Annotated in this window: 12 protein-coding genes; all 12 read right to left on the bottom strand. The window is 50.2% G+C overall.

The genetic code is table 11. The annotated features are described in order from the left end of the window. Positions 1–13 precede the first annotated feature (13 nt). Positions 14–703, bottom strand: a complete 690-nt coding sequence (radC, locus tag SLIP_RS03360) for a RadC family protein (RefSeq protein WP_013174872.1) — start codon at positions 701–703, stop codon at positions 14–16. After that, complete coding sequence (locus SLIP_RS03355) at positions 675–1,292, bottom strand: Maf family protein (protein WP_013174871.1); 618 nt, start codon at positions 1,290–1,292, stop codon at positions 675–677. Before SLIP_RS03355 ends, radC begins: the two co-directional genes overlap by 29 nt. Positions 1,293–1,303: 11 nt before the next feature. After that, the gene (locus SLIP_RS03350; protein ID WP_013174870.1) at positions 1,304–1,576 is read right to left on the bottom strand and encodes a DUF4321 domain-containing protein; all 273 of its coding nucleotides are present in this window, start codon (positions 1,574–1,576) and stop codon (positions 1,304–1,306) included. A 133-nt stretch (positions 1,577–1,709) separates the two neighbouring features. Further along, complete coding sequence (locus tag SLIP_RS03345) at positions 1,710–2,348, bottom strand: redox-sensing transcriptional repressor Rex (RefSeq protein ID WP_013174869.1); 639 nt, start codon at positions 2,346–2,348, stop codon at positions 1,710–1,712. Positions 2,349–2,490: 142 nt separating this feature from the next. Continuing rightward, positions 2,491–3,489, bottom strand: a complete 999-nt coding sequence (locus SLIP_RS03340; protein ID WP_013174868.1) for an inorganic phosphate transporter — start codon at positions 3,487–3,489, stop codon at positions 2,491–2,493. Next, the gene (locus tag SLIP_RS03335; protein WP_013174867.1) at positions 3,482–4,114 is read right to left on the bottom strand and encodes a DUF47 domain-containing protein; all 633 of its coding nucleotides are present in this window, start codon (positions 4,112–4,114) and stop codon (positions 3,482–3,484) included. The genes SLIP_RS03340 and SLIP_RS03335 overlap by 8 nt, the downstream gene beginning before the upstream one ends. 90 nt (positions 4,115–4,204) lie before the next feature. After that, positions 4,205–5,464, bottom strand: a complete 1,260-nt coding sequence (locus SLIP_RS03330) for a bifunctional folylpolyglutamate synthase/dihydrofolate synthase (RefSeq protein WP_013174866.1) — start codon at positions 5,462–5,464, stop codon at positions 4,205–4,207. A gap of 17 nt (positions 5,465–5,481) precedes the next feature. After that, positions 5,482–8,136, bottom strand: a complete 2,655-nt coding sequence (locus SLIP_RS03325) for a valine--tRNA ligase (RefSeq protein WP_013174865.1) — start codon at positions 8,134–8,136, stop codon at positions 5,482–5,484. Positions 8,137–8,235: 99 nt separating this feature from the next. After that, the gene (locus SLIP_RS03320; RefSeq protein ID WP_013174864.1) at positions 8,236–9,117 is read right to left on the bottom strand and encodes an MBL fold metallo-hydrolase; all 882 of its coding nucleotides are present in this window, start codon (positions 9,115–9,117) and stop codon (positions 8,236–8,238) included. Positions 9,118–9,234: 117 nt separating this feature from the next. Further along, a complete protein-coding gene (locus SLIP_RS03315; RefSeq protein WP_013174863.1) occupies positions 9,235–9,915 on the bottom strand; it encodes an MBL fold metallo-hydrolase in 681 nt (226 codons plus the stop codon). Positions 9,916–9,957: 42 nt separating this feature from the next. Beyond that, positions 9,958–10,155 carry a hypothetical protein gene (locus SLIP_RS03310; RefSeq protein WP_013174862.1) on the bottom strand — a complete coding sequence of 66 codons (198 nt, stop codon included), beginning with the start codon at positions 10,153–10,155 and terminating at the stop codon, positions 9,958–9,960. 200 nt (positions 10,156–10,355) lie between these two features. Then, positions 10,356–12,002: an alpha-glucan family phosphorylase gene (gene glgP, locus SLIP_RS03305; RefSeq protein ID WP_049765002.1), complete on the bottom strand. Its 1,647-nt coding sequence runs from the start codon at positions 12,000–12,002 to the stop codon at positions 10,356–10,358. Between the last annotated feature and the right edge of the window lie 55 nt (positions 12,003–12,057).

Here is a 12,057-nt window from a genome sequence, read left to right as displayed (position 1 = left end):
TCCTCGCTCAAACCTAGATGATTCCCCGACCCCTCATACTAAGGTAGTCGCGGTCTCCGATTATGATGTGATCTACAATCTCGATCCCAATTATCCGGCCCGCTTCCACCAACCGCCTGGTAACTTCGATATCCTCCTGGCTTGGAGATGGATCTCCGCTGGGATGGTTATGGACCAAGATAATACCGGCAGCACTCTTTTTTACCGCCGGCTTAAAAACCTCCCGCGGATGAACTATAGAACTGGCAAGTCCCCCGATCGAAATGGTTTCGATGGAGATTATTTGATTCTTGCGGTCCAGATATACAGCCCGGAAGTGCTCCCGGTCTAGGTATCTCATTTCTTCCATAAGCTTATTCTTTACGTCTTCGGGGGATCTGATAACCTGACGGTCACGAACATCCGCCGCTAATCGCCTTCCCAACTCCAAAGCCGCCTTTAATCGAGTGGCCTTGGCTGCCCCAATCCCTCTTACGGCGCTCAGCTCCTCACATGAAGCATCTCGAAGTGAGCGCAACCCCCGATAAGTGGCCAGAAGATACTCAGCAAGTTGAACCGCGGTCTTCTCCCTAGTTCCACTTCCAATGACAATAGCCAGAAGTTCAGCCGTAGACAAAGTCTCTTCACCGTGTGCGAGTAACCTTTCTCTAGGTCTTAAGTCGAGAGGCCAATCCTTAATAGTTACGTGGTAATCCAATCCCATGTTCCCAACCCCTGGCCAGGATATCGATTCCTACCTGCTTTAACATGCAGTACAATCTAGCCACAGGCAAACCCACAACATTATAGTAGCAACCTTCAATCCGGTCTACTAGCAGTGCCCCTAAACCCTGAATACCGTAACCCCCGGCTTTGTCATAAGGCTCACCCGAATCCACGTAGACGAGGATCTCCTCCCTACTCAAGTAACGAAAATAAACCTCTGTCGTTTCTGCTCCTTCCAAAGACAAGCCCGATTCACAGTCTATAACGCAGATTCCGGTAATTACCTGATGTCTCTTGCCGCTCAAAAGCGCCAGCATTTCTATGGCGTGGTTACGGTCGCACGGTTTGCCCAGTATACTTTCTCCTATCACTACAACCGTATCGGCACCTACGACCACTCCCGAGTGCAACCTCCGTGCTATCGACCAGGCTTTGGCTCGAGCGAGTTCTACGGCCTGCTGGTCCGGCTTCAGTCCTTCTTTTATATTTTCCACTATTTTGGGGGCCTGGACCTCAAACTCAAGGCCCAAGTTCTTTAAAAGGTGGTAACGACGGGGTGACTCCGAAGCCAAGACTATCCTTTTCAAACCTTAACCCCTCACAGTCTTCGGAAGACCAGATAAGCTATGGCAAACCCTACCACTGTAAAAACGTTGATATTAAACATGAAGCCGAAATGTACAGTGAAAACCCTAAGATCAAGGGCTAAGGCTGGCACCCCTATGCTTTGGGTCCTTGCAAGAAAACCCAGGGAAGGCCAGGCTTCCACGATAAGGCCCCCTAGCCAGTTTCCCAGGATGCCCCCTAAAACTAACAATAATACAAGAATCGGCCATCCCGGATAAGCTCGGTTCCCCTTGCCCAGCTTCAATCGCTCAGCCTCCATTCACTTTGATCAGTTTAGCATTTGCCCCTGCCCAACACAAGCAACGGACGGCAAGCACAGCGCTATACATCTTCAAGGGACAAAAAAAAAGCCTTGCGGCTATGTCGCCAGCCCGACTTCATTTTAGATTATAACCGAACGAGAGATTAAAGCTCAAAACCTCCAAATTCACCGACAGGTCGACATTTCTGAGTACTACCGAATCCGGTACCTTCAGCACCCGCGGGGAGAAATTCAGTATCGCCTTGACCCCGGCCCGGATCAATTTGTCCGTGACTTCCTGAGCAGCAGCTGCCGGTACTGTGATTATGCCGATATCTATGTTCTCCCTAGAAACCCGATCCTCCAAGAAAGCTAGAGACTCCACTACTAGGTCACCTAACTGCTGGCCTATCCTCTGTTCACTCACATCCAGCACCGAACGAACCTTGAACCCGCGGTCCTCAAATCCTTTGTAAACAGCTAAGGCAGAGCCCAATTTGCCCGCGCCAACTATCATAACGTTCCACGTGTGGTTGAGTCCCAGTATTCTCATCACATGGCTGTAAAGTTCCTGTACGTTATATCCTACGCCTCTAGTCCCGAATTCTCCAAAATAAGCCAGGTCCTTTCTCACTTGTGCCGAACTAACCCCTACTCCCCGGGCAATCTCCCCCGAAGAAACAGTAATAACTCCCTCGCTGATCAGTTGAGCCAGATGCCGAGAATAAATGGAAAGCCTCTGCACAGTGGCCTCCGGTATTTTGTAGGCCTTCATCTTGCCACTCCTTCAACCTTTAGTAGCACAACAAAGCAGTTTGAGGTTCTCTGCTTCTTAACTGCGATGTCCTTTTTAATTATAAATATTGAGCCATCTTTTTCAATAAGGCATGTGCAGAAAATAACAAAATCCCGCAATATTAGCGAAACAGAGGGAAAATACCGAGCAGCTTATAAATCATGTAAGATACGACTCCCGAGGAAGGTATAGTCAGCAACCATGCAGTTATGATCTGTTGAGCGATTCCCCATCTTACTCCTTTAAACCGTTTAGCAGCCCCCACCCCCATTATCGAAGAAGATACTACGTGGGTAGTACTCACCGGAGCATGCAAGAGAGTGGCGCCGTAAATCACACAAGACGAGGTAAAATCGGCCGCAAAACCGTTAATAGGTTCAATTCGAAAAATCTTGCCACCCATGGTCCTTATTATTTTCCAGCCGCCAGCTGCTGTTCCCAAGGCCATAGCCATGGCACAGGCTATGATTACCCACAATGGTACGTCAAACGACCGTAGATATCCCGCCGAAACCAGTCCCATAGTAATGATTCCCATGGTTTTTTGAGCATCGTTTGAACCATGAGAAAAAGCGGCCATACACGCCGACAGCACCTGCAATCGCCGAAAATTGTTGTTGATTTTGGCAGGGGAAGTATCCTTGAATATCCAGAAGAGAATAGTCATAATGACCGACCCCAGGGTAAACGCAACGACCGGTGACAAAATCAACGCTGCTAATATTTCTTTGAACCCGCTCCAGTTGACGGAGGAAAAACCGAGTCCTGCTACAACTGCCCCGACTACCCCTCCGATTAAAGCATGAGAAGAACTGCTTGGTATCCCGGAATACCAAGTAAAAATATTCCAAAAAATAGCCCCTGACAAGGCGGCAACTAGAACTTGCCCGGTCACCACCTCAGGAGCCACCAGACCTTTACCGATTGTCTTTGCTACCCCAGTACCGCTTAGAGCTCCTAGAAAGTTTAACCCTGCGGCAACCATTATGGCACCGCGAGGGGTAAGCGCTTTGGTCGAAACCGAAGTAGCGATAGCGTTGGCCGTGTCGTGAAAACCGTTAACGTAGTCAAAAAGTAAAGCTAACGCGATAACTAGCAGCAACAAAGCCAGACTAAACATACTTTACGGTAACCCCTTTAAGAATATTGCTGAGTTCCTCGCAGTAATCGAGAGTAGTCTCCAGGTGTTCGAATACTTCTTTCCACTTTATGATATCGATGGCATTCTCGGCGTTCTCAAATAAAAGAGCGATACCATTACGATACAGCCTGTCTCCCTCGTGCTCGTACTCCCTTATCCGGTCACAAGCCTCAAGAACTCGTCCCTGGTTCTCCTTCAAATTACGGAGACATATGACCGCTTCCTTTATCTCGTCACTGGCGTCGACCAAGACATCTACCAAACCTTTAATGTTCGTATCCTGGGGTTTACCAGTCTTGTAGATGACTATCTTCTCCATGGTCCCTTGAATATGGTCAATTATCCGGTTCAGCCCTTTGGCCAAGCTGTAAATGTCCTCCCGCTCGAAAGGGGTAACGAACGAGTTGTTGAGCCGGTCTACTATCCGGCCAAAGAGTTTATCACCCCGTTCTTCAGCCCGGTTTAGTAACTCTAGCTTCGCTGTGGGGTCGCCATTTTGATTTACGTATTCCTGAAGTATCCTTGCCGCTTGGCAGATAGTCTCTGCGCTGGCTTCAAAACAACCGAAAAACAAATCGTCGCGGGGCTTTACTTTAAATGCCACTCGACAGCCTCCTTATGACTATTGTATACAAAATTTCCCCTTATAATGTTGATTATAACATTACGCAAAGCGACGATTGTTAAGTTCGTGTTAATTTCTCGTAAAGTACCTCCGCACCCTGTCTACAAGGTAAAAAGAACCTGTAACCAGTATATACTCCTCTCTCTGTAGCTCGTTAACCGCCGTCGACAGGGCTTGCTCGATATCCTCCGCTTCTACCACCCTGGGAAATAACCTGTAAGCTATAGCTGTTTTTTCTCGCCACTTTTGAGCCCTATCCGATTCAGGCCTCGTGACTACGCACATTCGGGTTCGGGAGACTAGACTACCCAGAATAGCTTCACCATCTTTATCATCAAGCACCCCGCAAACTAAAATACGAGACTTGCCCGGCAAAACCGAATCTAGAGCCCTGGCCAATGCCTTTGCGCCGTCGGAGTTGTGGGCTGCATCTACCACCACCATAGGGTCATCGCTCAGCTTTTCCATTCTTCCCGGCCAGGTCAATTCTCCTAAAGCCTGCTTCACCGCACTTACAGGCAGGTCCCACCCCCTGGCCACGAGTCGGCTCAAAACCATCATCGCTGTCTTAAGATTTTCCAACTGATAATCGCCAGCAAGACTCAAAAAGACCTCTCCCGGATCCACATAAGGAGCGGAAACCTTGACCGTCTGTCCTTCCAAAGTACTGATGCCGGTCGGCTGCACAGTAACATGGTGCCCTGCCCTATATAAAATAGCGTCCTTTTCCCGGCATTCAGTTTTTATAACCTCCAAAGCCTCCGGCCTTAGCGGCCCGATCACCACCTCTATGCCGGGTTTTATAATACCTGCCTTGTTATAAGCTATCTCGACTATAGTATTACCCAGATACTGGGTGTGATCAAACTCCACCCGGGTAATGACCGCCAGCAGGGGATGCACGATATTAGTAGAATCGTACCTCCCCCCCATCCCTGCTTCCAGTACCGCTATATCTAACTGCTGGTCAGCAAAAAAAGCAAAGGCTACCGCTGTCAACACCTCGAACTCGGTGGGCCGTTCGTAACCCTCTACCAACAGTTTGCCCACCGCCGCTTCGACCTTACGCAGACAAGTCAAAAAATCCTGCCCCGAAATCGGCTTGCCGTTAATAGTAATCCTTTCCTGATAGGAATGAATGTGGGGAGACGTGAAGCTCCCCACCTTGTAACCCGCTGCTTTCAGCACTGAAGCGATTATGCAGGAGGTGGATCCCTTCCCGTTAGTCCCGGCAACATGAATCACCGGCAGCCCCTCTTGCGGGTTATCCATCCTTTCCAACAACCCTCGAATGCGTTCCAGCCCTGGTCTTATGCCGGTCCCGGCCACTCTGGCTAAAACAGTTTCTATCTCTTGGTCAGCATCTCCAATCGTCTTACTATTCCCTCCCTCTTTGTTTCGAGCTCTTCCCGCTTGGTCCTTTCCTTGGTCACGACGTCGGCCGGTGCCTTTTGCAGAAATGCTTGGTTTGACAGCTTCTCCACTACCTTGCTTAAGTCCGATTCTACCTTGGTCAGCTCCTTTCTAAGGCGGCCAACCTCGCGCTCGCGGTCGACGACTCCTTCGATGGGGATATATACCTCGATCTCTCCCATCGGCGAGCTCAACATCTGGTCCAGCTCGTCGGGCCTTTTCGAGTCAATCCTTACCGATTCAGCATGAGCTAGTTGCTGAATGTAGCTCGACCCTCGCCGCAGCACCCTGGCTTTATCCTCGCTTCCAGTGTACACAAAAACGTTGACCTCCATACCCAGCGAGATGTCAAACTCGCTTTTCAGGTTCCTTATTGCCCGGATAACGGTCATCACTGTCTTCATATCTTCTACTGCTTCTGGCCAAACAAGTTTTTCGTTCTTCTGCGGCCAAGAGTCCACCATGATGCTTTCGGCAGTTCTCGGTAAGTGTTGGTAAACCTCCTCGGTCACAAAAGGCATAAACGGGTGCAAAAGCCGCATTTGATCCGCTAAAACCCGGTGCAAAACGTTCTGGACCACCTTTTTATCTCTCTGGTTAGCGTTCTGGTAGAGTCTGGGCTTGGCCAGCTCTATGTACCAATCGCAAAACTCGTCCCATACGAAATCGTACAGTACCCGTGCAGCCTCGCCCAAGTCATAGGACTGAAGAAGCTCAGTCACCTGCTCGATTTTCTCCTGCAAGCGGGAAAGTATCCACCGGTCAGCCAGGGTATAATCTTTTTCTTCTAAAGTGATATGCTCGAAATCATCCAGATTCATTACGACGAACCTGGCTGCGTTCCATATCTTGTTGGCGAAATTCCTGGTGTTCTCTACCTTCTCCCAATGGAAGCGGATATCATTACCCGGAGTGGAACCGGTTATCAAGGAAAACCTCAAAGTGTCTGCTCCGTACTTGTCTATCACATCAATAGGGTCAATGCCATTGCCCAAGGACTTGCTCATTTTGCGCCCCAGGGCATCGAGGATAAGCCCGTGAATGAGCACGTCGTAAAAAGGCACCTCTCTCATGAATTCCAAGCCTGAGAATATCATGCGAGCCACCCAGAAAAAGATTATGTCTCGCCCTGTTACTAAGACATCGGTCGGATAAAAGTACTCCAAATCAGACGTAGGAGCAGGCCATCCCAGAGTCGAAAAAGGCCATAAGGCCGAACTGAACCAGGTATCGAGCACGTCTGGGTCTTGCACAAGGTTGCTCTGCCCACAGTTGGTACACCGCTGCGGTTCCTCTTTAGCACATATTTCCTGGCCGCAGTCCTGGCAGTACCATACCGGAATGCGGTGCCCCCACCAAAGCTGGCGGGATATGCACCAGTCCCGGATGTTCTCCATCCAGTTAAGGTACACCTTGGTAAACCGGGAAGGCACAAACCGGATTCGTCCCTCCACCACTGCCTTTATAGCCGGTTCAGCGAGGGGCTTCATCTTAACAAACCACTGCTTGGAAACCAGCGGTTCAACCACGGTCTCACACCGGTAACACTGACCAACTGCGTGTTCGTGCTCTTCGACTTTGACCAAAAATCCTTTTTGCTCCAGGTCTGCCACCAGCCGCTGACGGCACTCATAACGGTCCAGCCCCTGGTAGGGACCGGCAGCTTCTGTCATCGTCGCATCCATCCCGATTACACTGACCCGCTCCAAGTTGTGCCGCAAACCCATCTCGAAATCGTTGGGATCGTGCGCTGGAGTAACTTTGACCGCTCCTGTCCCGAAGTTCCGATCGACATATTCATCGGCCACTATCGGCAGCCTTCGCCCGATTATAGGAAGGATCGCGTATCTGCCGACAAGATGTCGGTAACGCTCGTCGTCAGGATGGACAGCCACTCCCGTATCCCCCAGCATGGTTTCGGGGCGGGTAGTGGCTACTACGATCGATACCTCCGAACCCTCTATGGGGTACCTGATGTACCAGAGGTTACCTGACCTGTCTTCGTGCTCCACCTCAATGTCGGAAATAGTGGTTTGACACTTCGGGCACCAGTTGATTATGTAGTCTCCCCGGTAAATCAGACCTTTTTCATAAAGCCTGACAAAAACCTCTTTAACAGCCTCAGAACAGCCTTCATCCATGGTAAAACGTTCCCGCGACCAATCACACGAACATCCCAGCATTTTCAACTGGCTGATGATCTTGTCCCCGTAAGTGTTTTTCCATGCCCACACCCGTTCTAGAAATCTTTCTCGCCCCAAATCGTATTTGCTCAGCCCTTCCTGAGCCAAACTCTCCTCTACCCTGGCCTGAGTAGCAATCCCCGCATGGTCGGTTCCGGGCAACCACAAGGTGTTATAACCCTGCATCCGCCGCCATCGCGCCAGTATGTCTTGCAAAGTATTGTTGAGGGCATGACCTAAGTGAAGCGAGCCCGTAACATTCGGTGGCGGAATCACCATTGAAAAACGAGGGCGGGAAGCATCAACTCTCGGGGTGAAGTAGCCCTTTTCCGTCCAATACTGGTACCACTTGCTTTCTACCTTAGCCGGTTCATAAACACTTGGAATTTCCCGTCCAGGTTCCATAGATTTTCTATCCTCCTCAAAAAGTTTTGAAAACACTACAAAGGATCCGATTTTATCTAAATCTAACGAAAAATCGCGTCTTCCGCAAGAGGTCAGCCATCACAAACATTCCTGGACTCTTCTGACGAGAAGGTTCACGCAGGTTTTTATGTTCTCCGGGGTGTATATAAGGAGATTTCCCCGGTAGTATCGTTCGAGAAGGATCTCCTCCATCTCTTCCCAAGCAGTTCCCGCCTCAATCAGTTCCCGTATCACCGCAAAAGCCTGCTCGGTCTGAAACAAAGCCCGCTGCCAGAAGTCGTCAATTGCGCTGCCGCTCCAAATCCTCTCGTGAGGTAACGCCAACACTTTAGCCGGGAAGCCCATTAACCTTCGAATGCTCTCTACGTACAACTCATATCCCTGGAAGAATATGGGGAACAGCTCGGTATCCGAAATCTGAAAACCAGCGGCATCTGAGATAAAGAGAATCTGGTCTTCCGGCAGATACGCTGACAGGCTGCAGGGGCTGTGTCCAGGAGTTGCTATTATTTGAAGTTTTACCCCTTGCCCTACATCTAATACCTCCCCTTCGTCCAGGAAGCAGTCGATTTCGATCTTATCTACAGCCGGAACCTCCACCGGACCTGTTAGCTCACCTTCTTCCCTCAACACTTCTACCATGGCCGCGTCCTGCTCAAAAAAGTTTGAGACAACTTTCTTCTTTCCCAAGGCCTTGGCTGCTTCTGGACTGGCAGCCACCGGAGCCGCAGGGAACAAGGTTTTCAGGCGTGGGATTCCGCAGACGTGATCAAAATGAGCGTGCATAGCCATTAGGCAGATGATTTCAGGCTTCAGTGCAGCCTGTTCCCACTGCTCTTCAAAACTAATGACGGACCCAGTTACCCCGCACTCTACCACTGCTGCCGACGTCTTCCCTACCACAAACATGTTGAAATGCCTGTTGCCCAGGCAGCGAACACGGTCAGATATCACCCGCACTTTCAAACCCTCCTCGCCCTGATTCTGTCGGCTGCCGGGCCGTTCTTTCTCTGGTCTTACTCTAAGGTCTTACTCTAAGCTCATTTTATCACTTGGTAGGCAAAAAGTACCCTCAAGTTAAAATCGTTTCAGGTATCCTTCTATGTAAGCTCTGACTTCCTCTCGAGGCCTATAAACCCCAAAATGTCCTTCGCAAAGCACGTCGGCCTCCAACTCCAAGAGACGGAGCATCGACTCCCGCCATTGGCGGCGGTCCGAACCCCAAGAACGGCTAAAAGGTCCGTGAATGTCCTGCCCGAACAATATCCTCTCGCCGCCTTTATCGACATATACCGAAATACTGCCCGGTGTATGCCCAGGGGTATGCAGGCAATGGAACTTTTGCCCGCCAATTTCTAACACAGCCTCTTTTTCTCGCAGCACCAGATCCACCTTTACCGATCGGTACTTCAACCCGTACAAATAATCGGCAGTCAATTGGGATAAACCTTCCTCTATTGCCGGCAACTCGAGCTCATGTGCGATTACCTGCAAACCCAGTTTTTCTTTGAGTTCGTACAGACCCCCTACATGATCTATATGCCCGTGAGTAGCAATCAGACTGCTTACCTTTCTCGAAGGCCATCCGAGTTCCCGAACATTATCGATGATGCTACCCACGCTTGCCCCCGCTCCCGCGTCTACAATTACCATCCCGTCACCCGTTTCCACCAAATAGACACAACAATCTTCCGGACGGGTGATGTCGGGGCCTCCTATCATATAGACTTCCTCTGTTATCGTTTGTACCTTCGCCATGTCATCCCTCCATCTATGAACGTCTCATACGATGACACAAACCTATACCTCCTGCAACAGCCTCTGGTATTCCTCTACTGTGAAGAGGTGAAAAAGAGGCTTTTTCCCCTCTCGCCCTGGGATTTGCCACATTACCCGTACCAAACTCCCGCCTGCTTCCAACCCTACAACCTGTCCGGTAGTTCCGCCAGGTAAGCCCGCAAATTCACTCACCAGCCGTACCTTTTGCCCTATTTTCACCTTCCGCCCCCCTTATTCGAATGCGCCTGTCAATGTCGGCTATAAATCATCCCCGCTGCTCTAAGCACCATTCTACACCATAGAGGTCATGCTTACACTTTCTTCGTTGTATAAAAAAAGCTAGCCGCCGTTCTTTCCACGAACGCGGCCAGCTCCTAAACACACCTGAAGCTTAAGCTTTACACCCTTGCCTGTTAACCTCAGCAGTACAGTCGTTGGTAATACTCTTTCACCATTCTTTCGGTTGAAAACTGGTATTGAGCCATTTCAATGCTAGACCTCATCATCTCCTGCCATTTTTCCCGGGAACTATAGTACGTGGGAATGACTTCTTCTACCAGGACCCGGTAAAGACATTCCATGTCGTGTTGGTCTTGATCCGGACCTTCGTAACCGTCAGCAAACTGCCAACCGTTTACCCCGTGCCGGCACCCTTCCGGCCACCACCCGTCAAGAACACTGAGGTTCAAGACCCCATTCATAGCTGCTTTCATCCCCGAAGTCCCACTCGCCTCTTGCGGCCGTCTTGGATTGTTGAGCCACATGTCACAGCCCCTGGTTAAAAGGCGCCCCAGTTTCATGTCGTAGTTTTCAAGAAACACCACGCTGTTTGGATACCGGCGGCAGGCTGCCACCAGGTTACTTATAATCTCTTTTCCTTTTTCGTCCTGGGGATGAGCTTTGCCGGAAAACACCAGCTGGAGCTTTCCGCTGGTCAATAGCGGCTCTATAACCTCGGGTTTCCCGAAAACCAAGTCGCTCCGCTTGTAAGGAGCCGCTCTTCGAGCAAAACCGATAAGCAGTTTATCTGGGTCCAACCAAACACTGGTTCGCATTCCGATCTCACGGACCAGTTCGCGTTTAGCCCGCTGGTGCTCGGCCCACAGATCCGCCCCGCTTTCCCAAGCTTTTCGAATACCCTCATCCTGCCAGGTGTATCGGTGAACGCCGTTGGTGATATGAATTATAGGAGCTGCTCCCTCCACATCACTCCACATGCGCCTGGCGGTGTGGCCGTGTAGTTCGGCAACAGCGTTAGCCACTCGGGCTAGGCGAAGCCCGGCTACGGTCATACTGAACGGGTCTCCACCAAGTCGCTTCATTTGCTCATAATCAAGGCCATTGTATGCCCCCATATACTGTAGAAGAGAGTGTTCATGGCATTCATTGCCAGCCGGAACTGGAGTATGGGTGGTGAACACTATCTGTTCTCGAGCTTTGCGCCAGGCTTGTTCGAAATCCAGGCCTCGAGACATGTTCTCGCGAATAAGCTCGATTCCGGCAAAAACCGCGTGTCCTTCGTTGAAATGGTAAACGTCGATTTCCATCCCTAAAGCGCGTAAAGCTCTAACCCCGCCGATGCCCAATACCATTTCTTGGGCTACCCTGGCCTCATCGTTGCCCCCATACAGTTTGAAATTAATCCACTTTTCTCGTTCCGTGTTTTCAGGGACATTGGGGTCAAGCAAGTACAAAGGGGCGTTTCCGTACTTGTCCACCATCCAAACCCTGCACCAGGTTTCCTGCCCGCGAATATCGAGCCTAATCTTCACACCTGTATCCTTTAGAAAATCATACGCATAGGTCGGGAAAACATCATAAGGTTTTCCGTCACTACCTATGAGCTGCATGGTATAACCCTGCCGCCACAACAGCCCTATGCCCACTAAGGGAAACCTTAAGTCAGCAGCGGACTTGAGGTGGTCTCCTGCCAAAATCCCTAGCCCTCCTGAGTAAATGGCCAACTCTTCATGCAGGCCAAATTCCATGCAAAAGTAAGCAACTCGCGGTGTTCGTTTTTCTAAACTCACCACGATTTCTCCTCCCCCTCTAAAACATATGTCCATCCATATCTATTCTGAGAAAACCGCTTACGCTTTGGGACCTAAGCCATAGTATAAG

This window comes from Syntrophothermus lipocalidus DSM 12680 (assembly GCF_000092405.1).
Lineage (GTDB): Bacteria > Bacillota > Syntrophomonadia > Syntrophomonadales > Syntrophothermaceae > Syntrophothermus > Syntrophothermus lipocalidus.
The sequence above is the reverse complement of the archived record's forward strand: the minus strand, read 5'-3'. Positions and strand labels throughout refer to the sequence as shown.